This is a genomic window from Aliiroseovarius crassostreae, assembly GCF_025137635.1.
GTDB classification, from domain to species: Bacteria; Pseudomonadota; Alphaproteobacteria; order Rhodobacterales; family Rhodobacteraceae; genus Aliiroseovarius; species Aliiroseovarius crassostreae.
This window is the reverse complement of the sequence record NZ_CP080772.1, coordinates 2,031,726-2,057,500: the sequence shown is the minus strand read 5'-3', so window position 1 is coordinate 2,057,500 and position 25,775 is coordinate 2,031,726. Positions and strand designations below refer to the sequence as shown.

Genomic DNA, 25,775 nt, shown 5'->3' with positions numbered 1-25,775 from the left:
ATAGAGAGAATACAATAAACAACACTGTTGGTGCCACAAGTGGGTGGTTGCCTCAGCGGTTCTTCCTTCGGGAGGCGGTTGGATTGGGTCCTTTTCCTCGGACCTTCTTCGATATCGCTGCTGAAACGATAGTGTTGTCCAAGTCAAGTACACTAACCAGATCTGAGAGATCAGATCTAATGTGCTCTTTGATCTTGGTGATTGACCGACATCAATCGCCAAATCGTCCTCAAGTAGCCGCAAGGCGGTAGGACACTCAAAGAGCGCGGGAAAGTATGCTTTTGATCCGGATTGTCCCGTCAGGGATAGGAAGTCAGATGAACAAAAGGTCTGTCTTCTTCTGGATCAAATCAAGCGCGAGAAGGGCGTTTGGTGAATGCCTTGGCAGTAAGAGGCGATGAAGGACGTGATACTCTGCGATAAGCGATGGTAAGGCGAGAATAGCCGTAATAGCCATCGATCTCCGAATGGGGGAACCCACCTGACAGTTCATTATAATAACTTCGGTTATTTATAGTGTTCTGAAACAGGGACTTAAGACCTGAATACATAGGGTTTTAAGAGCAAACCCGGGGAACTGAAACATCTAAGTACCCGGAGGAAAGGAAATCAATTGATACTCCCCTAGTAGCGGCGAGCGAACGGGGACCAGCCGAGCCTTGAGTGTGGATAGAATGGTCTGGAAAGGCCAGCCAGAGTGGGTGACAGCCCCGTATATGAAGCATGATGGGACGTATTAAGTAGGGCGGAACACGTGAAATTCTGTCTGAAGATCGGAGGACCACCTTCGAAGGCTAAGTACTCCTTACTGACCGATAGCGAACCAGTACCGTGAGGGAAAGGTGAAAAGCACCCCGACGAGGGGAGTGAAACAGTACCTGAAACCGAACGCCTACAATCAGTCGGAGGCCCCTTGCGGGCTGACGGCGTACCTTTTGTATAATGGGTCATCGACTTGGTCTATCTAGCAAGCTTAAGCCGTTAGGTGTAGGCGTAGCGAAAGCGAGTCTTAATAGGGCGAATGAGTTAGGTGGATCAGACCCGAAACCGAGTGATCTAGGCATGGCCAGGTTGAAGGTGCGGTAACACGCACTGGAGGACCGAACCCACATCTGTTGAAAAAGATCGGGATGAGCTGTGCCTAGGGGTGAAAGGCCAATCAAACTCGGAGATAGCTGGTTCTCTGCGAAATCTATTTAGGTAGAGCGTCATACGAATACTCCCGGGGGTAGAGCACTGAATGGGTAATGGGGGCCCACAGCCTTACTGATCCTAATCAAACTCCGAATACCGGGAAGTACTATATGGCAGACACACAGCGGATGCTAACGTCCGTTGTGGAGAGGGAAACAACCCTGACCTACAGCTAAGGCCCCTAATTCATGGCTAAGTGGGAAAGCAGGTGAGACGACCAAAACAACCAGGAGGTTGGCTTAGAAGCAGCCATCCTTTAAAGATAGCGTAACAGCTCACTGGTCTAAATAAGTTGTCTTGCGGCGAAGATGTACCGGGGCTCAAGCCATGAGCCGAAGCTTAGGGTGTGCATTTATGCACGCGGTAGCAGAGCGTAGTGTGACATAGTTCCATTCCTCCTTAGATCCTTCGGGGTCATTGGAGGATCGGAGCTTTCAGTGAAGCCGGCCTGTGAGGGATCCGGTGGAGAGATCACTAGCGAGAATGATGACATGAGTAGCGACAAAGGGGGTGAGAGACCCCCTCGCCGAAAATCCAAGGGTTCCTGCTTAAAGCTAATCTGAGCAGGGTAAGCCGGCCCCTAAGGCGAGGCCGAAAGGCGTAGCCGATGGGAACCAGGTTAATATTCCTGGGCCAGAAGGAAGTGACGGATCTCGAAGGTTGTTCATCCTTATTGGATTGAATGGGCAGCTTAGAGGTTCCTGGAAATAGCCCTTCATGAGACCGTACCCTAAACCGACACAGGTGGATAGGTAGAGTATACCAAGGCGCTTGAGAGAACGATGTTGAAGGAACTCGGCAAAATACCTCCGTAAGTTCGCGAGAAGGAGGCCCAGTTTCTACGCAAGTATTGACTGGGGGCACAAACCAGGGGGTGGCGACTGTTTACTAAAAACACAGGGCTCTGCGAAGTCGCAAGACGACGTATAGGGTCTGACGCCTGCCCGGTGCCGGAAGGTTAAAAGGAGGTGTGCAAGCACCGAATTGAAGCCCCGGTAAACGGCGGCCGTAACTATAACGGTCCTAAGGTAGCGAAATTCCTTGTCGGGTAAGTTCCGACCTGCACGAATGGCGTAACGACTTCCCCGCTGTCTCCAACATCGACTCAGCGAAATTGAATTGCCTGTCAAGATGCAGGCTTCCCGCGGTTAGACGGAAAGACCCCGTGCACCTTTACTACAGCTTCGCACTGGCATCAGGCACAACATGTGCAGAATAGGTGGTGGGCTTCGAAGCAGGGACGCCAGTTCCTGTGGAGCCTCCTTTGAGATACCACCCTTGTTCTGCTTGATGTCTAACCGCGGTCCGTTATCCGGATCCGGGACCCTGCGTGGTGGGTAGTTTGACTGGGGCGGTCGCCTCCTAAAGCGTAACGGAGGCGCGCGAAGGTTGGCTCAGAGCGGTCGGAAATCGCTCGTTGAGTGCAATGGCAGAAGCCAGCCTGACTGCGAGACTGACAAGTCGAGCAGAGTCGAAAGACGGCCATAGTGATCCGGTGGTCCCGAGTGGAAGGGCCATCGCTCAACGGATAAAAGGTACGCCGGGGATAACAGGCTGATACTGCCCAAGAGTCCATATCGACGGCAGTGTTTGGCACCTCGATGTCGGCTCATCTCATCCTGGGGCTGGAGCAGGTCCCAAGGGTATGGCTGTTCGCCATTTAAAGAGGTACGTGAGCTGGGTTTAGAACGTCGTGAGACAGTTCGGTCCCTATCTGCCGTGGGTGTAGGATACTTGAGAGGAGTTGCCCCTAGTACGAGAGGACCGGGGTGAACGATCCACTGGTGGACCAGTTGTCGTGCCAACGGCAGTGCTGGGTAGCTATGATCGGAAAGGATAACCGCTGAAGGCATCTAAGCGGGAAGCCCCCCTCAAAACAAGGTATCCCTGAGGACCGTGGAAGACTACCACGTCGATAGGCCGGAGATGTAAGCATGGTAACATGCTCAGTTGACCGGTACTAATGGTCCGATAGGCTTGATTTGATCCAGTAGAAAGCAAACCTACGCAGCGCTCAAGTAGCAAAGCGATAGCGCATCTTACTGATAAATCAAAAGCATACACAAAAGTGTACTGACTTGGACAAAATTGGATTTTTACTCGGTTTGGTGGTCATAGCACAAGTGAAACACCCGGTCCCATCCCGAACCCGGCCGTTAAGCACTGTCGCGCCAATGGTACTGCGTCTTAAGACGTGGGAGAGTAGGTCACCGCCAAACCTAGTAAAAATCCAAACATTCTCTCATAACGATCAAACAAAACAAAAACGCCCTTCGCACAATTGCGAGGGGCGTTTTGATGTCAAAAACACAAAAAATACAAAATATATATGGGAAGAGCGTAGGCGCAATCCCCGAGGCAGTTATTGCTGAAGTTGGACGAGAGAAGTGTTCGTTGAATCGTGCTAGAACTCCTACCGGCTGCCCACCCGCGCTCTCCTCCACCACGCCAACTACAATCTCCACCCGCTCCCTGGCAAACTCCACCAGATGCGGGGTGTCAAAAAACCGCGCCGCCGCCTCGTAACGCAAACGGCCTGGGGGAGTGCTGTGAATGAGAACGGGATCGGCGCAGATGGGTGATCGGTGTCGGCGTTGATGCGTGAAAGTGACGGGATTGTCAGGCGCAGGGTATCGGTCGATATAATCAAGGAAATAGACTGGGGCAGGGGAGCGAATGCCCGTCGCCAGCCGTGTGATCGGCGCCCGAAAGTGATGGCGGATGACGTAATGCTGTCTGCGTGTTCAAAGCATCACCTGAACGATCGGGGGGGCATCGACATCGGCCGCTGGGCCCAAAGCCGCAATCGCATCTGGGGGGGCAGGTTGAGACACTTCGACCTGCCTGTTCGGTTTGGTGCTGTAACTGCCCGCAGTGCTTTGGAAAATCTGTGCCATAAGGTGGCAAACGGGATTCGAGACCGCTCAAGTTGATTTGTGCAAATGCATGCTTTTGCATGCCGGAAAAACCGGTTGCCTCACCCGGATATCCCCAAGAAAACGTCGCCTTGGAAAAAATATTTAACACCCCCTCTGGCAAGGGGGCGCGACAATATGTGACAGGTCATGACAGTTTTTATCGTTTCTTTGCATGATGTTACAAATAGATGCGTAACACATTCAAAACTTTAGCTTTATCTGGAGAGCCCTCAGTTTAAAGGCATCGTCAAAAAACTTTGATTTAGGTCAATTGGTCGCGCTCACGACCGCGTTATCAGTTGAACAGCCAGCCAGAAACAGCGAGCACTCCGTTGAACGCAACCCCTTCAAGACGCGCCCTTTTGAGAGGCAAGATCCACGAGATCCAGCACCAGCGCCCGCCGGGGGCTGCGGGTGAAATCGCCTTTCATGACAGCTGCACCCAGTGCGGTGATTGCGCGCGCGCCTGCCCCGAGGGGATCATCCTGCGTGACAAACAGGGGCTGCCTGCACTGGATTTCTCGCGCGGGGCCTGCACCTTCTGCAATGCCTGCATCGATGCCTGTGAACCGGCAGCACTGAGCGCGGATCATGCATTTCCCTGGCGGGTCAGCGCATCTGCGTCCTGCATGTCGATGAATGGCGTGATGTGTCGCGCCTGTCAGGATCATTGCGATCAGGGCGCCATTCGTTTCCAACTGCAACTGGGTGGATCCGCTCAGCCGCAGTTTGATCTTGATGCCTGCAATGGCTGTGGCGGCTGTGTTGCCCCATGCCCGGTAGGCGCCATTGAATTCATCCAAATCCAACCCCAACCGGAGGCCCGCCCATGCTGAATATCTGCGGCTGCCTGGTGCATACGATGCCCGACAAGACCCAAGAGGTCATGGCGGCCATTGATGCCACAGAGGGCGGCGAAGTTCATGCCCATGAAGACGGACGCATTGTTGTGACCGTCGAAGATACATCCGAGATGCGCGCATCAGACCAGATCATGGAGATGCACCAGATCCCGGGCGTGATCACTGTCACGCTCACCTATCATCACTTCGAAGAGCTCGACGAGGATGTCGAGGGTTCTTCGCCGACCAAACACTGAAACGGGAGACCCATCATGACCACGTCCCGCCGCACATTCCTTAAAGCCAGTGCCGCTGCCGCAACCGCGTCGGCCGCTGGTATCACCCTGCCGGAAACGGCCGCCGCCCAGGTGCGCAAGCCCGACATCCGTTGGGACAAAGCTGCCTGCCGCTTCTGCGGCACGGGCTGCTCGGTTCTGGTCGGTGTGAAAGACGGCAAAGTTGTCGCCACCCAAGGTGACCCGGAAGCCCCGGTGAACCGCGGGTTGAACTGCATCAAGGGCTATTTCCTGTCCAAGATCATGTACGGCAAAGACCGCCTGACCACGCCGCTTCTGCGCAAGTCGAACGGTGTTTTCGACAAGAATGGCGATTTCGAACCGGTCAGCTGGGACGAAGCCTTCGACATCATGGCCGAGAAATGGAAAGACGCGCTGGCCAAGAAAGGCCCGACCGCTGTGTCCATGTTCGGCTCGGGCCAATGGACCGTCTGGGAAGGCTATGCCGCCGCCAAGTTCATGAAGGCTGGCCTGCGCTCGAACAACATCGACCCGAACGCCCGTCACTGTATGGCCTCGGCCGTGGCCGGTTTCATGCGCACCTTCGGCATTGATGAGCCGATGGGCTGCTATGACGACCTTGAACATGCCGATACCTTCGTGCTCTGGGGCTCGAACATGGCTGAGATGCACCCGATCCTGTGGTCGCGTCTGACCGACACCCGCCTGACCAAACCGGGCGCTGAGGTGCATGTTCTGTCGACTTTTGAGCACCGCTCGTTCGAACTGGCCGACAATGGCATGATCTTCGAGCCGCAAACCGACCTGGCGATCCTGAACTACATCGCCAACTACATCATCCAGAATGATGCGGTGAACTGGGACTTTGTTGAAAAACACACCCATTTCAAACGCACCGCCACGGATATCGGTTACGGCCTGCGTCCGACCCACGAGCTGGAACAGGCAGCTGCCAACCCGGCCCATGATGGCAAGCACGGCAAACTGTCGGATATGACCTTTGAAGAGTATAAAGAGGCGGTTGCCCCTTATACCCTTGAATATGTGTCGGAACTCTCCGGTGTGCCGGCCGCCAAGCTGGAACAGCTGGCCAAGCAATATGCCGATCCGAACCGGAAGGTGATGTCGCTCTGGACCATGGGCTTCAACCAGCACACCCGCGGTTCCTGGGTGAACTCGCTGATGTATAACGTGCACCTTCTGGTGGGCAAAATCGCAGAGCCGGGCAACTCGCCCTTCTCGCTGACCGGTCAGCCGTCGGCCTGTGGCACCGCGCGTGAGGTTGGCACCTTCGCCCACCGTCTGCCCGCCGACATGGTGGTCATGAAAGAGGCGCACCGTGATTTTGCGGAAGAGAAATGGAAACTCCCGAAAGGCACCATTCCCGCCAAACCGGGCTTTCACGCCGTGCTGCAGCACCGCAAACTGAAAGACGGGGATCTGAACTGTCACTGGGTGCAGTGCACGAACAACCTGCAAGCGGCCCCGAACATGAACGAAGAAGGCTATCCGGGCTATCGCAACCCGGAAAACTTCATCACCGTGTCCGACCCGTACCCGACCGTGACCGCGCTGGCCGCCGACCTCATTCTGCCCACCGCCATGTGGGTTGAGAAGGAAGGCGCCTATGGTAACGCTGAACGCCGCACCCAATTCTGGCGTCAGCAGGTGGATGCGCCGGGCGAAGCGCGCTCGGATGTCTGGCAGGTGATGGAATTCTCCAAACGCTTCAAGGCCGAAGAAGTCTGGCCGGAAGAGCTGCTCGCCCAGATGCCGGAATATCGCGGTAAGACCCTGTTCGAGATCCTTTATGAAAACGGCAAGGTCAACAAATACCCCGTGTCGCAGACCGCTGATGGGTTCAACAACCAGGAATCGAAGGAATTCGGCTTCTACGTCCAGAAAGGCCTGTTCGAGGAATATGCCGATTTCGGGCGCGGCAAGGCGCATGACCTGGCGGATTTCGACACCTACCACCAGGCCCGCGGCCTGCGCTGGCCGGTGGTTGACGGCAAGGAAACGCTCTACCGCTTCCGCGAAGGCTATGACCCTTACGTGAAAGAAGGCGCCGGCGTGGAGTTCTACGGCAAGCCCGATGGCAAGGCGAACATCATCTTCGCCCCCTATGAAGCGCCTGCGGAAAGCCCGGATGAAGAGTTTGACCTGTGGCTGATCACCGGCCGTGTGCTGGAACACTGGCACTCTGGTTCGATGACCCGTCGCGTGCCCGAGCTGCACCGCTCCTTCCCGTCCGCCGTGGTGTTCATGCACCCGGAAGACGCCAAGGAACGTGGTCTGCGGCGCGGACAGGAGATCGTGATCTCTTCGAAACGCGGCGAGATGGCCTCGCGGGTCGAAACCCGTGGTCGGAACAAACCGCCGCGTGGCTCGGTCTTCGTGCCGTGGTTCGATGAAGGCCAGCTGATCAACAAGCTGACCCTCGACGCAACTTGCCCGATTTCGAAAGAAACCGACTTCAAGAAATGCGCCTGTAAAGTCGAACGCGCTTAACCTGTAACGATACTACGGAAACCAAACCCATGTCCGCCGCCTCCAACCGCAACCCCAAATCGCCGAACCGGCGCCGCTTCCTTCAGGATGCGGCACGGGCGGCGGGGGCGTGCGCTGTGGCGGGCATGGCCATCACCAAACTGGCCACGGATGCGCGGGCTTTGCCTGCACAGGCCATTCGCCCGCCGGGGGCGCTGCCTGAAGAGGGTTTTCTGGCGGCCTGCATCCGCTGTGGGCTTTGCGTGCGCGATTGCCCCTATGATACGCTTGTGCTTGCCGAACTGGGTATTGATGGCCCGGCGACCGGCACGCCGTTTTTCACCGCGCGGGATGTGCCCTGCGAAATGTGTGATGATATTCCCTGTGTGGTCGCCTGCCCAACCGGCGCGCTGGATCACTCCCTGACCAATATTGACGACGCCCGTATGGGCCTGGCCGTCCTGATCGACGAAGAGCGGTGCCTGAACGCGCTCGGCCTGCGTTGCGACGTCTGTTACCGCGTCTGCCCTGTGATTGACGAGGCGATCACGCTGGAACGCCGCCACAATGAACGCTCCGGCCACCATGCGATTTTCATGCCCGTGGTGCATTCCGATCATTGCACCGGCTGCGGCAAATGCGAAAAATCCTGTGTGCTGCCGGGGGAAAGCGCCATCAAGGTGCTGCCGATCCGGGTCGCCACTGCCGAGGCCGCAGACCATTACAAGCTGGGTTGGGAAGATCGCAACCCGCTGGTAGACGAACTGATCGACCTGCCGGACCGCCTGCCCGGACCGGGCACGGACAACCTTGTGGCGCCGGGGGGATACCTGCCCGAGGCCAGCCTGTTTGAAGGCATGCCGGACCCGAATATGGACGGGGGCTTTACCCCGTCCTTCTCACTTCCCGGAACTGGGGGGACAGGGCAATGAGCGACAAGACCGCACTTCCTGTCGGCCGCGAAGCCATCGACGAAAAGGGCTGGTGGAAAGCACATCAGTTCCTGATCCTGCGCCGCCTCAGCCAGTTGTTTTTCCTTGGGATTTTCCTGCTTGGCCCCTGGGCTGGCATCTGGTGGGTGAAAGGCAATCTGGCCGGGTCGCTGACCTTTGATATCCTGCCGTTGACCGACCCCTTTGTGCTGTTGCAGGGCCTGGTGGCGCTGCACTGGCCGGAGATGACCGCCATCATCGGCGCGGTGATTGTCGCCATGGCCTATGCGCTGATCGGCGGGCGGGTCTATTGCAGCTGGGTCTGCCCGATCAACCCGGTGACCGATGGCGCCCATTGGCTGCACGACAAACTGGGCTTTGCCAAAGGCTGGCAGCCCAAGCGCAACACCCGTTACTGGGTTCTGGGCATGGTTCTGGCCGTGTCCGCCCTGACCGGCACCATTGCGTGGGAATTCGTCAACCCGATCTCGATGCTGCATCGCGGCCTGATCTTCGGCATGGGCTTTGCCTGGACCTTTGTCCTTGCGGTGTTCATCTTCGACTTCGCCGTGTCACGGCGGGGCTGGTGTGGGCATCTGTGCCCGGTAGGGGCCTTTTACGGTCTTCTGGGCAAGGGATCCGTGCTGCGGGTCAGCGCCACCAAACGGGCCGAATGCGACGATTGCATGGATTGTTTTGCCGTCTGCCCGGAAATGCATGTTATCACCCCGGCGCTGCGCGGCGCCGAGGAAGACACCCCGATCATCCTGTCATCCGACTGCACCAATTGTGGACGTTGCATCGACGTCTGCGCACCGGATGTCTTCAAGTTCACCACCCGGTTCGATGAAACCTCCGCGCCAGCCCGCGCGGTGCGCCGGAATACCAAACGTCAACCCGAGGCCAGTCGCGCGGCCTGACTAAACACGGGAGTAGCCCAATGAGAAAGCAACTTTTGATCAGCGCCATCGTCGTCCCGACGCTTTTGGCCAGTGCCGTCTGGGCACAGAACGCGGGTGGCGTTCAGACCCTGCGTGGTGCCGGCGTCGACGAGCCTGTGGCCGTTGAAGACGTCTTCCACCAGGACAAGGACCGGTTCACCCGGAACTATCGCCAGCAGCCGCCGCTCATTCCGCATTCGATCGAGAAATACCAGATCGACCTGAAGGCGAACCGCTGCCTGTCCTGCCATGACTGGACCAATGCAGGCGAGCGCAACGCACCGACCCTGTCGATGACCCACTATCAGGATCGCGCTGGCAACCAGCTGGATGTCGTGGCTGGCACCCGCTGGTTCTGCAACCAGTGCCACGTGCCGCAGGTGGATGCGCCTGCGCTGGTGGAAAACACCTTTGAAGCCTCTAACTGAGGCGGAGATGTGCAAGGGAAAGGATAACAGATATGTCTGATGCAAATCCCGGCTTCATCCGCCGCCTTTGGAACTGGTTCTGGACGCCGACCGGCGCGATCTCTCTGGGGGCGCTTCTGGTCTCTGGCTTTATCGCCGGGGTGGTGTTCTGGGGGGGCTTCCACTGGGCGCTTGAGATGACCAACAAGGAAGAGTTCTGTATCTCGTGCCACGAGATGGAAAACAACGCCTTCGCCGAATATCAGGGCTCGATCCACCAGTCCAACCGCTCGGGCGTTCGGGCCACCTGCCCGGATTGTCACGTGCCCAAGGATTGGGGTCCGAAGATCATCCGCAAGATCAAGGCCACCAAAGAGCTCTACGGTCACTTCATCTCGAAATCGATCTGGACCCGCGAGAAATTCGAGGATCACCGGATTGAACTGGCCGCCAATGAATGGCGCCGGATGAAATCCACCGACTCGCAGGAATGCCGCAACTGTCACAATTTCGACTACATGGACTTCACGGTTCAGGAAAACCGCGCCGCCGACAACCACCAGGTTGCGCTGGACGAAGGCAAGACCTGCATCGACTGTCACCAGGGCATCGCGCATGAGCTGCCCGAAGGCTGGCAGGAACGGTATGAGCAAGTGGTCGATCAGATGGCTGCTGCTGGCGAATTGCCGCTGCCTTCCGGGCGCACCGTGGCCGATGCAAAAGGTGAGATCGAGGGCTACCTGACCTCAGGGAACTGAGCATTTCACCTGCGGTTTCACTAAAACGAGCAGACACTGGGCCGGGCTTTTGCTTGGCCCTTTTTCGTGAAAGTGTTTCCATATTCTGTTGAGGCTGCGTGATGTGAAAACGCTTTCAGATGAGGGGGGGCGGGGAGGCCGGGGTGGAAAAAACCACGTGCTCTTGACACCGCTCAAGGCCGTGCGCCGCTGCCTCGCCTACAAGCGGCCAGAAACATGCCAGAAACATGCCAGAACCAGATCAGGACCGGATCAGGAGACCGAGATGAAACTTGCCTTCACCATCGCACCGGGGCGCGGCGAAACCAATGCGCTGCTTGCCGAGATCGCCGAGGCGCTTATCGCCCGCAGGCTGCGGGTGATCGGCACCGTTCAGATTGATACGGACCGGGGTGAAGATCGCAAATGCGACATGGATGTGAAAGTGCTGCCTGACGGGCCGCTGATCCGCATTTCGGAAGATCGCGGTGTGGGCGCGCGGGGCTGCCGACTGGATACGGATGCGCTTGAGGGCGCGGTTGCCGATACCGAGGCCGCGCTGGCGCAGGGGGCGGATCTGTTGCTGGTCAACAAGTTCGGCAAACATGAGGCCGAAGGGCGCGGTTTTCGCTCCGCCATCGCCACGGCACTTGCCCAGGACATCCCGGTGCTGGTCGGGGTCAACAAGCTCAACCGTGACGCCTTTGAGGCCTTTTGCGGATGCGAAGCGCAGGAATTGACCGCAGAGGCCGATGTGATCATGGAGTGGCTCAACCAGGCCACCAAAGGGGCGTAGACAGGCGGGTCCCTTGGCGTGCGCATATGGCGGTCCGCGACCTTTGGATTATCTTTTGGGAAGATAGCAGGCGCGCCTGTTGGGCGTCGCTGCTTCGTCGACATTTCGGCGGCGATTTTACGGGAGGGGGCTGGTTTCGGGGCGCAGAACTCCTGCGTCATTCAAATCGGCCCTTTACGCAGAAACAGGGTTCATCCGGAAAGGCCCGTATGATCGCACCGATATGATCTGAGGAGGGGAAGTGGTGGGCGACCTTGGAATCGAACCAAGCGTGCGTCTCCGCGAGGGAGTTACAGTCCCCTGCCACACCTTGCGGCCTGTCGCCCACTTCCTTTGCGCCAGAGCGCTGGAATGGGGGCTGATTAAACCGCCACACTGCGGGGGTCAAGCGGAAAAACAAAGGAAATTGACTTGTCTCTGCGCGCCATTGGACGCATTGTCCGGGTCTCGTTGTTTTTAAGGGCGATCAGGGACAAACAGGTCATGAAAAAACCAAAATGGGTGGTTCAGAAAGAGAAAGCCAAGCGCGTGGCCGAGGCGGAAACCGTCTGGCTGTTTGGCCTGCATGCGGTGCGTGATGCGCTGGTGAACCCGAAGCGCGAAAAGCTGCGCCTGATCGTGACCAAAAATGCGCATGACAAGCTGGCCGAGGCGATTGGGGAAAGTGGAATCACACCGGAAATGGTGGATCCGCGCAAGTTTCCCAATGTGCTTGACCCGCAATCGGTGCATCAGGGGGCAGCCCTTGAGGTGAAACCCCTGAAATGGGGCAGCCTCGCGGATCGCGCCGTGGATGCGGGCGAGGGGCAGCCGATCATGGTGTTGCTCGACCGGGTGACAGATCCGCATAATGTGGGGGCTATCTTGCGCTCTGCCGAAGTGTTCGGGGCCAATGCGGTTGTGGGCACGGCCCGCGGTTCTGCGCCGGAAACCGGGGCGCTGGCGAAAACCGCCTCAGGCGCGCTGGAGCGTCAGCCCTATCTGCGCATTCGCAACCTTGCCGAGGCGATGGAGGAACTCAGGGCGATGGGCTATGTGGTGCTGGGCCTGGATGGTGAGGCCGAGGACACGATCGAGACCGCGCTGGGCAATTTCCCCAACCGTCCCGTGGCGCTGGTGCTGGGGGCCGAAGGGCCGGGGCTGCGCGAGAAGACAAAGGCGACCTGTGACCAGCTGGTCAAGATCCCCTTTGCGCGCGAGTTCGGCTCGCTCAATGTTTCCAACGCCGCAGCGGTGGCGCTTTACGCCACCCGCAGCTCGCGCTGAGACAGGCGGTTGCCTGAGGGCGGCGTCGCCGCAGGCTGGTGACAGTCTGCGGATCAACTTCTCCTGACATTCCGGTGAGGTGGGGTGAAAAACGGATCGTGAGAGGGCAGGTTATGAGGCGAAAGGAGACCCTCATGTCCACATTCCCCCTCTCTCGCGCCCTCTCGCGCCGCGCTGTTCTGGCCGGTTTTGCAACCGCCCCTTTTGCCGGTCTTGTCCTCACCCGCCCTGCGCTGGCCGCAAGCGATCCTGTTTATAACGAAGCGGGCATTGCCTGGGATGGGCACGACCCCGTTGCCTATTTTACCAAAGGCGCCCCCACACCGGGAAATGAGGCGTTTTCGGCCGAGTATCAAGGGGCCAGGGTGCTGTTTTCGTCGGCTGAAACCCGCGATATGTTTGTCGCCAGTCCCGAGACATACGCCCCGCAATTCGGGGGCTACTGCGCCTATGCGGCCAGCAAGGGGTATCTTGCCCCGACCGTGCCCGAAGCCTGGACCGTGTTTGAAGACAAGCTTTACCTGAATTTCAGCCTGCGCGCGCGGGAGCTGTGGCTCCAGGATGTGCCGGGAAATGTGGCCAAGGGCAATGCCAACTGGCCGGGCATTCTGGACGGCTGATATCTTGTTTTCGGAAAGCCCGCGCTCGCAGCGGATCACAGCCGCGTGTGAAGGGCTTTAACCCGCCGCGACAGAACTTATGTCTTGAACAGAAGGCGGGACGGAACCCTGCTTTCGATCACACTGTCCCTCGTTCCGAAAACTGCGCCCGCACCGTGAGCTGTGGGCGCTTTTTTTGTTCGTTTCCTGTCTGGGCGGGGGGGATTGAAGAGAGCGGAGTTAGTGGGTGCGTGCGATGGAAGCAGCACGACGCCACGTTCTTTCATCTTGCTTGTTGAATATGAGGGGGCGGATGTTATCTCTGCCTCATGACACAGACAGACACCGATGCCCGCCTTCGACAGATCCTTGCAACGACCCGCGTGATCGGGCTGGTTGGCCTGTCCAACAAGCCGGACCGTGCCAGCCACCGGGTGGCGGCGTTTCTGGCCGGGAAGGGTTATCGCGTGATCGGGGTCAATCCCGGACTGGCCGGACAGGAGATGTTTGGCGAAGAGGTGGTTGCAGATGTGCGCAGCCTGCCGCCGGAAACCGACATGATTGACCTTTTCCGTGCGTCCGAGGCCGTGGGGCCGATTGTCGAGGCGGCGCTGGAGGCGCTGCCCGGCCTGCGCACGGTCTGGATGCAGCTGGAGATTTTCAATGCCGGGGCGCGGGCAGCGGGTGAAGCAAAGGGCGTTGAGGTGATCGAGGATCACTGTCCGAAGATCGAATATCCGCGCCTGTTTGGCGACCGGTCTTTGGCTGAGGTGCAAAAGGTGAGCGTGTAAGGGGCGCGGCCCCTCGCGAGGCAAGCTCGCTCACCCCGGAGTATTTGGACCAAGAAGAAGGGGGCGCGGGTTAGGATCGCGACGCTTTTTCCTCGATCCCGGAGAGGCCCTGACGGCGGGCGAGTTCGCTGAGCACGTCGTCCAGAGACACATCACGGGCGGCGAGCATGACCAGTAGGTGATAAAGGACGTCGGCGGCCTCATAGGTGAGGTTTTCGCGGTCGTTCCTGGCGGCGGCGATGATGGCCTCGATGGCTTCTTCGCCAAATTTCTCAGCGCATTTTTCCGGGCCTTTGGACAGGAGGCGGGCGGTCCAGGAGCTGTCCGGGTCGGCGGATTTGCGGGCCGCGATCGTGGCTTCGAGTGTTTTGAGAATGTCCATGTCAGTCGAGCCTCATGTCGATGCCGGCGGCCTGCATGTGTTCCTTGGCCTCGCGGATGGTGTATTCGCCGAAATGGAAGATGGAGGCGGCAAGCACCGCCGAGGCCCCGCCTTCGGTCACGCCCTCGACCAGGTGGTCGAGATTTCCCACGCCGCCCGAGGCGATCACCGGCACATGCACCGCGTCTGACACGGCGCGGGTGAGCGGCAGGTTGAACCCGGCTTTGGTGCCATCGCGATCCATCGAGGTGAGCAGGATTTCCCCCGCGCCCTTGGCTTCCATCAACCGGGCAAATTCCACGGCGTCAATCGGGTTGCCATCGGCGTCGAGCGCCGCTTTGCGCCCGCCATGGGTGAAGATGCCCCATTTGTTCGGCACCCCATTTGCATCATGGCCGATGGTTTTGGCGTCAATTGCCACCACGATACACTGCGATCCAAACCGATCTGCTGACCTTGCCACCACATCTGGGTCGGCCACGGCGGCGGAGTTGAACGACACTTTGTCGGCGCCGGCCAAAAGCAGGTCGCGCACATCCCCCGGGCTGCGCACACCGCCGCCGATGGTCAGTGGCATGAAGCATTGTTCGGCCGTGCGGGTGGCCAGGTCATACATGGTGCCGCGATTTTCATGGGTGGCCTTGATGTCGAGAAAGCAGAGCTCGTCTGCGCCGGCGGCATCATAGGCGCGCGCCTGTTCCACCGGGTCGCCCGCGTCGATCAGGTCGACGAAGTTGACACCTTTCACTGTGCGGCCCTCGGCCACGTCGAGACAGGGGATGATACGGGTCTTGAGCATGGTGCCCTCGGTTGTTTGACGGGTTCGTGTCTACTGTGCTTGTGCCGCAGGTGCAATTGTCGTGCGCGCGATGCGTCGCATGGCATCGCGAACGATCAGGATATGAAATGGCATGACCGCAGCCAGGTAGATATGGCCGGCCAGGTTATGGCGATGCACCCAGGTCGACATGTGGATCGTGTCTTTGGTTTTATAGACCGAGATGCGGAAATCCTGATGCCAGTCATCCGTGCCCACGATCACCTCGTTCTCGTCCTGAAATTCGAGCGGGAAGATGCTGTCTGCATAGCCGTCGTCGATCCGTGTCTTGAACCCGAAAGGGGACAGGATGAGATTGCGGACGTTCAGAAGTGTCATGGCCCATGAGGGCAGGGCCAGCCCAACTTGCAACGCCTCTTGTGCGGAAAGGGGGCTGGTTACGGCATAGCCGTCGATGAAGTCGCCCTTCGCGAATGTCTCCCAGAGCTTTGAGGTCCGGGGCAGGGGGGTGAGGCGAACTTGTTCCAAATTATGCGCTTCTCAAGACCGACAAGGCCTCTTTCAAGTCAATCGCGCCGTCATAAAGCGCGCGACCCGAGATGGCCCCGTTCAACGGCGCGCCGCAGTTTTTCAAGGCGCGCAGGTCGTCGAGTGAGCTGACCCCACCTGACGCGATCACCGGGATCGAGACCGCGCGGGCGAGATCGGCGGTGGCCTCAACATTTGGGCCCTGCATCGCGCCATCGCGGTTGATGTCGGTATAGATGATCGCGGCCACGCCTGCGTCTTCAAAGGATTTGGCGAGGTCGGTGACCATCACGTCGGTCTCTTCCGCCCAGCCTTTGGTCGCCACGCGGCCATTGCGCGCGTCAATGCCCACCGCAACCTTGCCGGGGAATTCGCGTGCGGCCTCGCGCACCAGATCGGGGTTTTCAACGGCAACAGTTCCAAGGATCACGCGCGACAGACCCTTCTCGATCCAGGTCGAGATCGTTGCCATATCGCGGATGCCGCCGCCCAGCTGGGCAGGGACGTTGATGGCGGCCAGAATGCTTTCCACGGCGCTTGCGTTCACCGGTTCCCCTGCAAAAGCACCGTTCAGGTCCACCAGATGGATCCAGTCACACCCCGCATCGGCAAAGGCCTTGGCCTGGGCTGCCGGGTCGTCGTTGAAAACGGTGGCCGCCTCCATCTCGCCGCGCAGCAGGCGCACGCATTGGCCGTCTTTCAGGTCGATGGCGGGGTAGAGGATCATGGCGGGCTCCTGAGATTCACAGTCTGGCGGTTGATGTCCCCGCGCTTTTGCCATGTGCGCGCGGTTTTGCCAAGCGCGGCTTCCCGTCACGTCACGGTTGCCACAGGGAAATTGCGCGGTCAGGATGGTGAAAAAACAACACGTGTTAACCAATGCAGATGTGTTTCAGGGAGAGAGAAATGAAGAAACTTCTGGTGGCAGCGGCGATGGGGCTTGCGCTGGGCGCACCCGCGCTGGCGGATCCTGTGCTGGGCACCTGGAAAACGCAGGTGGATGATGGCCATTACGCGCATATCAAGATGTCGAAATGTGACGGTGGCAAGATCTGTGGTGTGATCGACAAGGCCTTTGATGCCACGGGCGAAATCACCACGCCAAATATCGGCAAACGTCTTGTCTGGGGTATGCAGGCCCAGGGCGGTGGCGCGTATAAGAACGGTACGATCTGGCAACCGTCCACCGGCAAGGAATACAAATCCAAGATGACGCTTGCGGGGAGCAAGCTGGAGGTCGAGGGCTGTGTCTTGATCATTTGCAAGGCGCAGACCTGGACGCGTGTGAAGTAACACACGCAGGCAAAGCTGCCACTCAGGGACAACACTCACGAGAACGGGCGCCGGGGCAATTGCTCCGGCGCTTTTTCATGGGAAAAGAGCGGTTGCGCCTCAGGGTTTCCAGGTCAGGAAATTGGCAATCATGCGCAGGCCGGTGGCCTGGCTTTTCTCCGGGTGGAACTGGGTGCCGACAATATTGTCACGCCCGACAATGGCGGTGATGTCCCCGGCATAATCGCAATGGGCCAGGCGCTGGGCCGGGTTGTCCACTTTCATGTGATAGGAATGCACGAAATAGACATGGGCGCCGGTTTCGATCCCGTTCAGCAGCGGGTGCGGAGTGTCGATCACCAGATCATTCCAGCCCATATGCGGCACCTTGTAGCTGGGCTCTGACGGGGTGATCTTCACCACCTCGCCGGGGATCCATCCAAACCCGTCGGTGTCTTGATATTCGCGACTGACACTGGCCAGCATCTGCATGCCGACGCAGATCCCCATGAACGGGCGCCCCTGGCGCATCACCGCCTCATCAATAGCTTCGAAAATGCCGCGATGATCGTCAAGCTGCTGCTTGCAGGCGGGAAAGGCCCCGTCGCCCGGCAGGACAATCCGGTCGGCGCGGGCCACATCTTCGGGGGACGAGGTGACAATCACCTCTCCGGCCTCATGTTCCCGGGCCATGCGCTGAAACGCCTTTTCGGCCGAATGCAGGTTTCCGCTGTCGTAGTCGATGATCACGGTGCGCATGGGGGTCCTCCGGTTGGTGTCTCTGATCTCGCGCAGAACCGGGGCAAGGTCAAGCCTGTGTTGGAGGGGAGAACGGCTCGTTGGGCTGGGTCAGATGATCCAGCATCGCCATCACCTCTTCCAGCGGCCCGATGGGATAGCCGCTTTCTCCCGCTTTGCCGAATTGCCCGGTCAGGGCCACGCGGGTATAGCCATGCAGGAATGAACGCACCCGCAGCTCGACAATTTCAAGCGGCAGGTCTTCGCGCACAAAAGGCTGGCACTGGGTGCGAAAGATGTCCCAGGCGTCGCGCACGACCCTGTCCATCTTGCCCTCCATCACGTCCGGGACGTAAAGGGCAAACATTTCTTTGAACAGCGCCGGGCGGGCAAGGCAGAACGAGACATAGGTGCGGCATATGGTCTTGAGGCGGCGGAGCGGATCCTCGTCCACATCCTGCAGATCCTTGTGCAATTCGGCGGTGAACTGGCGAAACCCCTCAAGAACAACCGCGTGTTTCAACCCGGCGAGCCCGGCAAAATGGTGGGCGGGGGCGGCATGGGAAACCCCTGCGCGGGCGGCACATTTTCGCAAGGTCAGCCCAGAGGATCCCTGTTCGCTCATCAAGGCCAGCCCGGCCGCAATCAGCGCCTCGCGCACATCTCCCCGCCTGAGCGGTGCCTTATCCGTTCCGGTTGCTTGCATATGTTAACGATATTGCGCAACGGGGCGAAGTCAACTCGCAACTTGACACTGTCAGGCTGGCTATGGTTTCTGTTTCACAGTTGGCGCGTGAATTGGCGTCAGGCTGGTAATGAGTTAATGATCAATTCCTGATCTTTATGACCCTCGACACGCCTGACGGTAAGCCAGCGAGTGTTATCTGGTTTTGCATTTTTAAGTCAGGTAGTTGTGTCGAGGGAGTTTGGCTGGCCTGTGAGGCTCTTTCCGGTCACGACCGGTCATATCCCCAAGATTAATGAGTAGACGGGCCAGCCGGACGCTCTCCTGAACCCTCCCACCTTGAAACTGAAATGGGGGAAACTCCGCTGCGGGGGATCGTTTCGATGCGTTGGCCCCCGTCCTGCCCGCCCCGTCTTGCCCACCCCGTCCTGCCCGCCCCGTTTTGCGCCCGTGCCCCAGATTTCGGGACGCCCCTTCCACAGGGATATCTCGGCCTTTATGCAAAAAACCGCGCCGAAGGGGCGCGGTTTTCTTGTCTGTTCTCAGTGGCGCTGGGTGTTACAGCGCGCCTTTGGTCGAGGGCAGGGCATCGGCCATGCGCGGATCACTTTCGACCGCCATGCGCAGGGCTCGGGCCACGGCCTTAAACGCTGCTTCGGCAACGTGGTGGGCGTTGAAGCCGTGCAGTTGGTCCACATGCAGGGTGATCCCGCCATGGGTCGACAGGGCCTGGAAAAACTCGCGCACCAGTTCGGTGTCGAAATTGCCGATCTTGGGGGCGGTGAACTCGACATTCCAGATCAGGAAAGGGCGGGCCGAAAGATCAAGCGCGGCGCGCACCTGTGCGTCATCCATCGGCAGGTGGCATTCGCCATAGCGCCGGATCCCCTTCTTGTCGCCAAGTGCTTGGGCCAGGGCCTGTCCCAATGCGATGCCGGTGTCCTCAACCGTGTGGTGGTCATCAATGTGATAATCGCCCTTGGCGCGGATTGTCATGTCGATCAGCGAATGGCGTGACAGTTGATCCAGCATGTGGTCGAAAAAGCCCACGCCGGTCTGGTTGTCATATTTGCCTGTGCCGTCGAGGTTGATCTCGACGCTGATCTCGGTTTCCGCTGTGCTGCGGCTGACCTTTGCGGTGCGCATCGGCATATCCTTTATTCCGGTTTGCCAGTGTTATAAGCGGGGCCGGGCGGCGGGAAAAGCGGGCAAATCCAACTTCCCCGCAGTTTGTGTCTTTCTGGTGTGATGATCAGGGCTGGGGCTGGGGCAGGTTGACCCGCATGACCAGATCCTCCGTCATTTCCTGCCCCATATCCGCAGGAAGGCTGTCGATCTTCACGTCGCGGGTGCGACTTTCCAGACAAGCCAGCGCAAAACTGTCATCCGGGAAGCGGCACCCCATCAGAAGCTGGTGATAGGACATGGCGGTGGGGGGGGCGCCTGCGCTGCGGCAGATCCGGGTGAAGACGTGATCAAAGCGCAGCCCGTGGGTGTCACGAATATCGCCATAGGCCTCATCCATCAGGCGCGCCATGGCTTCACCGCCGGGCAATTCGCACAGATCCCGCCCGATTGAGGACCGCTCCCAGGTCCAGCCGAAAAATGTCGCGAAGGAGGATTCGGCACCGACATCGGTGCAGATCCACCCGTCCTGCGACGGGCGAAAAATGCGCAGATAGGGGCGCAGGGGGGCGAAATGGGGGCATTCCAGCTGCCCCTTCGCCCCGGCCCAGATCCTGACCCCGGACTGGATCAGCGCAGCACCGCTTTTCCAGACCTCTGACATCTGGTGTTGTTGCAACATGAAGGTTTCCGGCCCGCTTTGCAGGGTCATGCGGTAAAGCCCGTCCTGCTCGGAGGTCAGGCTGTTCAGCCAGGCCTCGGTGCGGCTGAGCAGGCGTCTTGCTTCGCCAAGGCTGTTTTTTCCCAGGGGCGTCAGCTGGTATTGCCGCTCGGTCAACTCGAATAACGGCCCACCTTTATACTCTTCCAGCAGGCCAATATGGCGGCGCAGGGTCTGTCGCGTGCAGTTCAGTTCCCGCACAGCCTGCGACAGGTTCAGGGTGCGTGCCAGTGTCACAAATGAGCGCATCATTTCATAAAGCAGGCCGGGTGGGGGATCAGTTTGCATGGATTACTAACCCTAGGGTTGTGTTTGTTGGGGTTTGGAACAACGCAGGTTTGCTAAATCGGCAAAAGGAACACCTTGATTTTTATAGGCAGAATGCTCTTGATGGTCAACAAATCATCCATCACATATCTATTTTCTTCACGAGTTTGCCCGTCTCTTTGCAATTGCTTCTGCGGGGATTTCTGCCACTCTCGCTAAGCGGGTAGAAAGAGGAGAGTGAGGCTATGGTGCATCCAGTGGACGCCCATGTTGGACGAAAGGTGCGGGAAATCCGCCTGCTGCGCGGGTTGACCCAGGCCAATGTGGCCGAGCAGCTGGGCCTGTCGTTTCAGCAGTTGCAGAAATATGAAACCGGACATAATCGCGTGTCCGCAAGCCGTATGTATGAAATTGCCAAATTGCTGGGGGTCGAACCCGCCTATTTCTTCGAGGGGTATGAAGAAAACACGGCGGTCAAACCCACCCAGCTGGATGAACGCACTGCGCGGGCCGCAAAGGCGCTGTCATCGATCACAGATGACGCGGTGCGCGCGCAGATCCAGACCATGATCATGGAACTGGCTGAGCGCGAGAAAGAGGGATCCTGAGGCCCTTCCGCCCGGCCCAGGCCGTGCGGTGTTATCAGATGCTTGTTGAAGAACGGATGGGGAGACCCGTCCGTTTTTTATTGTCGTGTGAGTAGGGGGCGACCTTTGGTTGATGGCCAGTTATGGAGCCGGTCATTGAGCCTGCAATTCGGGGCCTGTGTCGGGAAACATGGCGCGCACAAACAAAAACGCCCCCGAAAATCGGAGGCGCTTTTGATTGGAGCGGGTGATGAGATTCGAACTCACGACATTTACCTTGGCAAGGTAACGCTCTACCCCTGAGCTACACCCGCATCCTGAACACATCGAATTTCCTGTGGCTGGGTTTGCCCGGAAGGACCCGGGGTAGGGTCCGATGTTATGGCCGATTGGAGCGGGTGATGAGATTCGAACTCACGACATTTACCTTGGCAAGGTAACGCTCTACCCCTGAGCTACACCCGCGTCCTTCGGTGAGGCGTGATGTATGAAATCCCGCCGAAGGCTGCAAGAGGAAAATGCACTTTCCCCGGTCTTTTTTCAAGAAAACTCCGATTGCTGCGAAAATCCCGTCAGATCAGTGCGTGCAGGAGATTGGCAAGCGCGGTGACGGCAATCATCGCGAGTGTCAGCACCATGCCGGTCTTGCGCAGCGGGATGATCTGCGGCGTGCGGCCAAAGCCCACCGCGTGCATCACCCGGCCTGCCACCAGCATTCCCCCCAGAAGATGCACAGCCCAGAGCGGCGCCCCCTGCAATTCGCTTGTAAGCAGAAGCAGACCGCCAATCGGCACATATTCCATGCAATTGGCCTGAGTGCGCATGGCCTTGATCATCCGCTTGTTATCCGCATCCCCAACCGAGATCCGCTCGGTCTGGCGGGTGCGGATCACACGTGCGCTCAGAAATAGGAACAGAAGGGCCAGCAGGCCCAGATAGATCGGGGTGACGGTGACGCTCATAAGGCTCTCCTGAAAAGAAACGCCCGGCCAGCATGTGGGCTGACCGGGCGTTTGCATAGGGTTACGTCGGGGGAATTTACTCCAGTTCCACCAGCAGGTCCTTGGCGTCGATCTGGCCACCGGCGCTGACATGCACCGCTTTGACCGTGGCGTCGCGTTCGGCGTGGATGCCGGTTTCCATCTTCATCGCTTCGATGGTCAGAAGAAGGTCGCCCTCATGCACCTCCTGGCCCGCCGACACCGCCACCGATGCGACCACACCGGGCATCGGCGCGCCCACATGGTTGGCGTTGCCCTCTTCGGCCTTCGGGCGGCTGGCGGTGGTGGCTTTGACCAGACGGTTCGGCACGCGAATGACGCGCGGCTGGCCGTTCAGTTCGAAGAACACCTTCACTTCGCCGTTCTCGTCGGTCTCACCGACCGCCTGCAACAGGATTTCCAGCGTCTTGCCCGGATCGATTTCCGCCTCGATCTCCTCGCCCGGTTCCATGCCGTAGAAGAAGGTCTTTGTGGGCAGGGTGCGCACCGGGCCATAGGTGCGGTGACGCCCCATATAGTCCAGGAACACCTTGGGATACATCAGATATCCGTTCAGATCCTCGTCATCGACCTTGAAGCCTTCAAGCTCCTTCGACAGCTCCGCACGGGTTGCTTCCAGATCAATCGGCTCCAGATGCGCGCCGGGGCGCTCAAGGTTCGGCGCTTCGTCTTTCAGCACCTTTTTCACGATCCCATCCGGGAAACCGCCGGGCGGCTGGCCCAGATTGCCGCGCATCATGTCAACGACGGAGTCCGGGAAGGCCATGTCATGACCCGGGTCTTCAACCTCGGCCCGGCTCAGCCCCTGGCTGACCATCATCAGCGCCATGTCCCCGACCACTTTCGACGAGGGTGTCACCTTCACGATATCGCCAAACATCTGGTTCACATCCGCATAGGACTGCGCCACTTCGGGCCAGCGTTCTTCCAGCCCAAGCGAGCGCGCCTGCGCCTTGAGGTTGGTGAACTGGCCGCCGGGCATCTCATGCAGGTAAACCTCGGAAGCGGGCGAGGCGAGGCCGCTTTCAAACGCCACATATTGCCCGCGCACATGCTCCCAGTAATCGTTGATCTCGCGGATCGCTTCGATCGACAGGCCGGTGTCGCGATCCGTGTGGCGCAGGGCTTCGACAATCGAGCCAAGGCAGGGCTGAGAGGTGCCGCCCGAGAAGCTGTCCATCGCCGCATCCACCGCATCGACGCCCGCCGCCGAAGCCGCCAGGATGGTGGCCCCCGCAATGCCCGACGTGTCATGGGTGTGGAAATGCACCGGGATCGAAATCTCGTCTTTCAGTGCCTTTACCAGCGCGGTGGCCGAGGCCGGTTTCAGAAGCCCCGCCATGTCCTTGAGGCCAAGGATATGCGCGCCCGCCGCTTCCAGCTCTTTCGCCATGCCGACGTAATATTTCAGGTCATATTTGGCGCGGTCCGGGTTCAGGATGTCGCCGGTATAACAGACGGTGCCTTCGACGATCTTGCCGGACTCATTCACCGCATCCATCGCGACGCGCATGTTTTCAACCCAGTTGAGGCTGTCGAACACGCGGAACACGTCGACGCCGGTTTCGGCCGCCTGTCGCACAAACTCTCTGACCACATTGTCCGGGTAGTTGGTGTAGCCCACGCCGTTGGAGGCGCGCAGCAGCATCTGGGTCAGCACGTTCGGCATCGCCGCGCGCAGGTCGCGCAGGCGTTGCCACGGGCATTCCTGCAAGAAGCGATAGGCCACGTCAAAGGTCGCGCCACCCCAGCATTCGACCGAGAACAGATCGGACAGGTTCGATGCATAAGCGGGCGCCGCCTTGATCATGTCGATCGAGCGCATCCGGGTCGCCAAAAGCGACTGGTGCCCGTCACGCATCGTGGTGTCGGTCAGAAGCAGCTTCTTCTGATCCAGCATCCAGTCGGCAACGGCTTTGGCACCTTTCTCTTCCAGAAGGTTGCGCGTGCCGGCGGGGATGTCGGTGCCATGGGCCGGGGCCTTGGGCGCCTTCAACCCATCCGCCGGGGCCGCGCGGCCTTCGGTTTCCGGGTGTCCGTTCACGGTGATATCTGCGATATAGGTCAGGACCTTGGTGCCGCGGTCGCGACGTTTCTTGAAGTTAAACAGGTCCGGCGTCTCGTCGATGAATTTGGTGGTGTATTCATTCGACAGGAAAGTCGGGTGCTTCAGCAGGTTTTCGACAAAGGCGATGTTGGTCGACACGCCGCGAATCCGAAACTCGCGCAGCGCCCGGTCCATCCGCGCAATCGCCGCTTCGGGGGTTTGCGCATGGGCGGTGATTTTCACCAACAGGCTGTCGTAGTAACGCGTGATCACCCCGCCCGCATAGGCGGTGCCACCATCCAGGCGAATGCCCATGCCGGTCGCGGAGCGATAGGCGGTGATGCGGCCATAATCCGGGATGAAGTTGTTTTGCGGGTCTTCCGTGGTGATCCGGGTCTGCAGCGCGTGGCCGTTCAGGCGGATCTCATCCTGCGAGGTTTTCCCGGTGGCCTCTGCCAGCGTTTTGCCCTCGGCGATGCGGATCTGCGCCTGCACGATGTCGATGCCGGTCACTTCCTCGGTCACGGTGTGTTCCACCTGAACGCGTGGGTTCACTTCGATGAAGTAGAACTTGCCGCTGTTCATATCCATCAGGAATTCAACGGTGCCGGCGCATTCGTAATTCACATGGGCACAGATCTTGCGACCCAGCTCGCAAATCTCGTTGCGCTGTTCTTCGGTCAAATAGGGGGCAGGGGCGCGTTCGACCACTTTCTGGTTGCGACGCTGCACCGAACAGTCGCGTTCCCACAGGTGATAGATCTCGCCGTGGCTGTCACCAAGGATCTGCACCTCGACGTGACGCGCGCGGGTGATCATCTTTTCAAGATACCCCTCGCCATTGCCAAAGGCGGCTTCCGCTTCGCGGCGCCCTTCCAGAACCTTTTCTTCCAGCTCATCCGGCCCGTGGATCGGGCGCATGCCACGCCCGCCGCCGCCCCAGGACGCCTTGAGCATCAGCGGATAGCCGATCTCTTCAGCTTCCTTGGCAATCGCCACCATGTCGTCGCCCAGAACCTCGGTGGCGGGAATGACCGGAACACCGGCCTCAATCGCCACTTTGCGGGCTGACGCCTTGTCGCCCAAGGCACGCATGGTTGCGGCTTTCGGCCCGATGAAGGTGATGCCGTTGGCTTCGCAGGCATCCACGAAATCCGGGTTTTCCGACAAAAGGCCATAGCCGGGATGGATCGCATCGGCGCCGCTTTCGCGAGCGACGCGAATGATCTCATTGATCGAGAGGTAAGCGGCCACAGGCCCCATCCCTTCGCCGATCTTATAGGCTTCATCCGCCTTGAAACGGTGCAGGCCCAGCTTGTCTTCCTCGGCATAGACGGCAACGGTTTTCTTGCCCATCTCGTTGGCGGCCCGCATCACGCGGATCGCAATTTCGCCTCGGTTGGCAATCAGAATTTTTTGAAACTCGCGCATCGGCATCTCTCCCCGGTGTCGATGAGTGGTGTCTGAGGCACTG

The 25,775-nt window shown here is 59.1% G+C and carries 23 protein-coding genes, 3 tRNA genes and 2 rRNA genes; 15 read left to right on the top strand and 13 right to left on the bottom strand.

The genetic code is table 11. The features are described from left to right. Positions 1 to 348: 348 nt before the first annotated feature. The 10 genes from K3J57_RS09810 to K3J57_RS09765 all read left to right on the top strand — a co-directional run bounded on the left by K3J57_RS09810 (position 349) and on the right by K3J57_RS09765 (position 11,514). Positions 349 to 3,179, top strand: a 23S ribosomal RNA gene (locus K3J57_RS09810). A gap of 119 nt (positions 3,180 to 3,298) precedes the next feature. After that, positions 3,299 to 3,413, top strand: a 5S ribosomal RNA gene (gene rrf / locus K3J57_RS09805). 1,061 nt (positions 3,414 to 4,474) lie between these two features. Continuing rightward, the gene (gene napF / locus K3J57_RS09800; RefSeq protein WP_259795626.1) at positions 4,475 to 4,948 is read left to right on the top strand and encodes a ferredoxin-type protein NapF; all 474 of its coding nucleotides are present in this window, start codon (positions 4,475 to 4,477) and stop codon (positions 4,946 to 4,948) included. Then, positions 4,942 to 5,211: a chaperone NapD gene (locus tag K3J57_RS09795; RefSeq protein ID WP_173487556.1), complete on the top strand. Its 270-nt coding sequence runs from the start codon at positions 4,942 to 4,944 to the stop codon at positions 5,209 to 5,211. The genes napF and K3J57_RS09795 overlap by 7 nt, the downstream gene beginning before the upstream one ends. A gap of 15 nt (positions 5,212 to 5,226) precedes the next feature. Then, positions 5,227 to 7,722 carry a nitrate reductase catalytic subunit NapA gene (gene napA / locus K3J57_RS09790; protein WP_259791192.1) on the top strand — a complete coding sequence of 832 codons (2,496 nt, stop codon included), beginning with the start codon at positions 5,227 to 5,229 and terminating at the stop codon, positions 7,720 to 7,722. 29 nt (positions 7,723 to 7,751) lie between these two features. Beyond that, positions 7,752 to 8,633 carry a ferredoxin-type protein NapG gene (gene napG, locus K3J57_RS09785; RefSeq protein ID WP_259791190.1) on the top strand — a complete coding sequence of 294 codons (882 nt, stop codon included), beginning with the start codon at positions 7,752 to 7,754 and terminating at the stop codon, positions 8,631 to 8,633. Continuing rightward, positions 8,630 to 9,553 (top strand): quinol dehydrogenase ferredoxin subunit NapH, encoded by a 924-nt coding sequence (gene napH, locus K3J57_RS09780; RefSeq protein WP_259795623.1) that lies wholly within the window; start codon positions 8,630 to 8,632, stop codon positions 9,551 to 9,553. The genes napG and napH overlap by 4 nt, the downstream gene beginning before the upstream one ends. Positions 9,554 to 9,573: 20 nt before the next feature. Further along, positions 9,574 to 10,002, top strand: coding sequence for a nitrate reductase cytochrome c-type subunit (locus tag K3J57_RS09775; RefSeq protein ID WP_173487552.1), 429 nt, complete (start codon positions 9,574 to 9,576; stop codon positions 10,000 to 10,002). A 32-nt stretch (positions 10,003 to 10,034) separates the two neighbouring features. Further along, complete coding sequence (locus tag K3J57_RS09770; RefSeq protein WP_173487551.1) at positions 10,035 to 10,739, top strand: NapC/NirT family cytochrome c; 705 nt, start codon at positions 10,035 to 10,037, stop codon at positions 10,737 to 10,739. Between the two features lie 265 nt (positions 10,740 to 11,004). Next, positions 11,005 to 11,514 carry a DUF2478 domain-containing protein gene (locus K3J57_RS09765; protein ID WP_259795620.1) on the top strand — a complete coding sequence of 170 codons (510 nt, stop codon included), beginning with the start codon at positions 11,005 to 11,007 and terminating at the stop codon, positions 11,512 to 11,514. Between the two features lie 242 nt (positions 11,515 to 11,756). On the opposite strand, the gene K3J57_RS09760 is transcribed toward K3J57_RS09765, so the two are convergent. After that, positions 11,757 to 11,840, bottom strand: a tRNA-Tyr gene (locus tag K3J57_RS09760). Between the two features lie 157 nt (positions 11,841 to 11,997). Here K3J57_RS09760 and rlmB point away from each other — a divergent pair. From rlmB to K3J57_RS09745, 3 genes are all read left to right on the top strand, one after another. Next, a complete protein-coding gene (gene rlmB, locus K3J57_RS09755; protein ID WP_173487548.1) occupies positions 11,998 to 12,780 on the top strand; it encodes a 23S rRNA (guanosine(2251)-2'-O)-methyltransferase RlmB in 783 nt (260 codons plus the stop codon). Between the two features lie 134 nt (positions 12,781 to 12,914). Next, complete coding sequence (locus K3J57_RS09750) at positions 12,915 to 13,400, top strand: YHS domain-containing (seleno)protein (RefSeq protein ID WP_259778002.1); 486 nt, start codon at positions 12,915 to 12,917, stop codon at positions 13,398 to 13,400. A 308-nt stretch (positions 13,401 to 13,708) separates the two neighbouring features. Further along, positions 13,709 to 14,170, top strand: coding sequence for a CoA-binding protein (locus K3J57_RS09745; protein ID WP_055189718.1), 462 nt, complete (start codon positions 13,709 to 13,711; stop codon positions 14,168 to 14,170). Between the two features lie 70 nt (positions 14,171 to 14,240). Here the strand turns inward: K3J57_RS09745 and K3J57_RS09740 are convergent, their stop codons facing one another. The 4 genes from K3J57_RS09740 to hisA are packed head-to-tail and all read right to left on the bottom strand — an operon-like array spanning position 14,241 to position 16,585. Further along, positions 14,241 to 14,552, bottom strand: a complete 312-nt coding sequence (locus tag K3J57_RS09740) for a phosphoribosyl-ATP diphosphatase (RefSeq protein WP_259795615.1) — start codon at positions 14,550 to 14,552, stop codon at positions 14,241 to 14,243. 1 nt (position 14,553) lies between these two features. Continuing rightward, positions 14,554 to 15,351 (bottom strand): imidazole glycerol phosphate synthase subunit HisF, encoded by a 798-nt coding sequence (gene hisF / locus K3J57_RS09735; protein ID WP_259774081.1) that lies wholly within the window; start codon positions 15,349 to 15,351, stop codon positions 14,554 to 14,556. Positions 15,352 to 15,381: 30 nt separating this feature from the next. Next, a complete protein-coding gene (locus K3J57_RS09730; protein WP_259795612.1) occupies positions 15,382 to 15,858 on the bottom strand; it encodes a DUF2867 domain-containing protein in 477 nt (158 codons plus the stop codon). Between the two features lies 1 nt (position 15,859). Continuing rightward, on the bottom strand, positions 15,860 to 16,585 hold the full coding sequence (gene hisA, locus K3J57_RS09725; protein WP_055190500.1) for a 1-(5-phosphoribosyl)-5-[(5-phosphoribosylamino)methylideneamino]imidazole-4-carboxamide isomerase: 726 nt from the start codon (positions 16,583 to 16,585) through the stop codon (positions 15,860 to 15,862). A gap of 179 nt (positions 16,586 to 16,764) precedes the next feature. Here hisA and K3J57_RS09720 point away from each other — a divergent pair, with 179 nt between their 5' ends. After that, positions 16,765 to 17,151: a DUF2147 domain-containing protein gene (locus K3J57_RS09720; protein WP_173487541.1), complete on the top strand. Its 387-nt coding sequence runs from the start codon at positions 16,765 to 16,767 to the stop codon at positions 17,149 to 17,151. A gap of 99 nt (positions 17,152 to 17,250) precedes the next feature. Here the strand turns inward: K3J57_RS09720 and hisH are convergent, their stop codons facing one another. The 4 genes from hisH to K3J57_RS09700 form a co-directional block, all read right to left on the bottom strand. Beyond that, positions 17,251 to 17,889, bottom strand: coding sequence for an imidazole glycerol phosphate synthase subunit HisH (gene hisH, locus K3J57_RS09715; RefSeq protein ID WP_259775584.1), 639 nt, complete (start codon positions 17,887 to 17,889; stop codon positions 17,251 to 17,253). A 49-nt stretch (positions 17,890 to 17,938) separates the two neighbouring features. Continuing rightward, positions 17,939 to 18,574 (bottom strand): TetR/AcrR family transcriptional regulator, encoded by a 636-nt coding sequence (locus K3J57_RS09710; protein ID WP_259775583.1) that lies wholly within the window; start codon positions 18,572 to 18,574, stop codon positions 17,939 to 17,941. Between the two features lie 537 nt (positions 18,575 to 19,111). Continuing rightward, entirely contained in the window at positions 19,112 to 19,699 is a 588-nt protein-coding gene (gene hisB / locus K3J57_RS09705) for an imidazoleglycerol-phosphate dehydratase HisB (protein ID WP_055190498.1), read from the bottom strand. Between the two features lie 106 nt (positions 19,700 to 19,805). Beyond that, on the bottom strand, positions 19,806 to 20,687 hold the full coding sequence (locus tag K3J57_RS09700) for a helix-turn-helix domain-containing protein (protein ID WP_259795606.1): 882 nt from the start codon (positions 20,685 to 20,687) through the stop codon (positions 19,806 to 19,808). Positions 20,688 to 20,911: 224 nt separating this feature from the next. Between K3J57_RS09700 and K3J57_RS09695 the strand changes: the two genes are divergently transcribed. Further along, positions 20,912 to 21,274, top strand: coding sequence for a helix-turn-helix domain-containing protein (locus K3J57_RS09695; RefSeq protein WP_259784058.1), 363 nt, complete (start codon positions 20,912 to 20,914; stop codon positions 21,272 to 21,274). A gap of 218 nt (positions 21,275 to 21,492) precedes the next feature. On the opposite strand, the gene K3J57_RS09690 is transcribed toward K3J57_RS09695, so the two are convergent. The 4 genes from K3J57_RS09690 to K3J57_RS09675 all read right to left on the bottom strand — a co-directional run bounded on the left by K3J57_RS09690 (position 21,493) and on the right by K3J57_RS09675 (position 25,732). After that, positions 21,493 to 21,567, bottom strand: a tRNA-Gly gene (locus K3J57_RS09690). Positions 21,568 to 21,643: 76 nt separating this feature from the next. Then, positions 21,644 to 21,718, bottom strand: a tRNA-Gly gene (locus K3J57_RS09685). A 107-nt stretch (positions 21,719 to 21,825) separates the two neighbouring features. Further along, positions 21,826 to 22,215 carry an MAPEG family protein gene (locus tag K3J57_RS09680; RefSeq protein ID WP_259774088.1) on the bottom strand — a complete coding sequence of 130 codons (390 nt, stop codon included), beginning with the start codon at positions 22,213 to 22,215 and terminating at the stop codon, positions 21,826 to 21,828. A 76-nt stretch (positions 22,216 to 22,291) separates the two neighbouring features. Further along, complete coding sequence (locus tag K3J57_RS09675) at positions 22,292 to 25,732, bottom strand: pyruvate carboxylase (protein WP_259795604.1); 3,441 nt, start codon at positions 25,730 to 25,732, stop codon at positions 22,292 to 22,294. Positions 25,733 to 25,775: the final 43 nt, after the last annotated feature.

Bases quoted from the DNA above. Each gene is read 5' to 3' on its own strand.
- K3J57_RS09700 (WP_259795606.1), bottom strand. From the start codon at position 20,687: ATGCAAACTGATCCCCCACCCGGCCTGCTTTATGAAATGATGCGCTCA.
- rlmB (WP_173487548.1), top strand. From the start codon at position 11,998: ATGAAAAAACCAAAATGGGTGGTTCAGAAAGAGAAAGCCAAGCGCGTG.
- hisB (WP_055190498.1), bottom strand. From the start codon at position 19,699: ATGCGCACCGCAAAGGTCAGCCGCAGCACAGCGGAAACCGAGATCAGC.
- K3J57_RS09795 (WP_173487556.1), top strand. From the start codon at position 4,942: ATGCTGAATATCTGCGGCTGCCTGGTGCATACGATGCCCGACAAGACC.
- K3J57_RS09675 (WP_259795604.1), bottom strand. From the start codon at position 25,732: ATGCGCGAGTTTCAAAAAATTCTGATTGCCAACCGAGGCGAAATTGCG.
- K3J57_RS09720 (WP_173487541.1), top strand. From the start codon at position 16,765: ATGAAGAAACTTCTGGTGGCAGCGGCGATGGGGCTTGCGCTGGGCGCA.
- K3J57_RS09680 (WP_259774088.1), bottom strand. From the start codon at position 22,215: ATGAGCGTCACCGTCACCCCGATCTATCTGGGCCTGCTGGCCCTTCTG.
- napH (WP_259795623.1), top strand. From the start codon at position 8,630: ATGAGCGACAAGACCGCACTTCCTGTCGGCCGCGAAGCCATCGACGAA.
- K3J57_RS09695 (WP_259784058.1), top strand. From the start codon at position 20,912: ATGGTGCATCCAGTGGACGCCCATGTTGGACGAAAGGTGCGGGAAATC.
- hisA (WP_055190500.1), bottom strand. From the start codon at position 16,585: ATGATCCTCTACCCCGCCATCGACCTGAAAGACGGCCAATGCGTGCGC.
- K3J57_RS09710 (WP_259775583.1), bottom strand. From the start codon at position 18,574: ATGCAAGCAACCGGAACGGATAAGGCACCGCTCAGGCGGGGAGATGTG.
- napG (WP_259791190.1), top strand. From the start codon at position 7,752: ATGTCCGCCGCCTCCAACCGCAACCCCAAATCGCCGAACCGGCGCCGC.
- napA (WP_259791192.1), top strand. From the start codon at position 5,227: ATGACCACGTCCCGCCGCACATTCCTTAAAGCCAGTGCCGCTGCCGCA.
- K3J57_RS09770 (WP_173487551.1), top strand. From the start codon at position 10,035: ATGTCTGATGCAAATCCCGGCTTCATCCGCCGCCTTTGGAACTGGTTC.
- hisF (WP_259774081.1), bottom strand. From the start codon at position 15,351: ATGCTCAAGACCCGTATCATCCCCTGTCTCGACGTGGCCGAGGGCCGC.
- K3J57_RS09750 (WP_259778002.1), top strand. From the start codon at position 12,915: ATGTCCACATTCCCCCTCTCTCGCGCCCTCTCGCGCCGCGCTGTTCTG.
- K3J57_RS09775 (WP_173487552.1), top strand. From the start codon at position 9,574: ATGAGAAAGCAACTTTTGATCAGCGCCATCGTCGTCCCGACGCTTTTG.
- hisH (WP_259775584.1), bottom strand. From the start codon at position 17,889: ATGCGCACCGTGATCATCGACTACGACAGCGGAAACCTGCATTCGGCC.
- K3J57_RS09765 (WP_259795620.1), top strand. From the start codon at position 11,005: ATGAAACTTGCCTTCACCATCGCACCGGGGCGCGGCGAAACCAATGCG.
- K3J57_RS09745 (WP_055189718.1), top strand. From the start codon at position 13,709: ATGACACAGACAGACACCGATGCCCGCCTTCGACAGATCCTTGCAACG.
- K3J57_RS09740 (WP_259795615.1), bottom strand. From the start codon at position 14,552: ATGGACATTCTCAAAACACTCGAAGCCACGATCGCGGCCCGCAAATCC.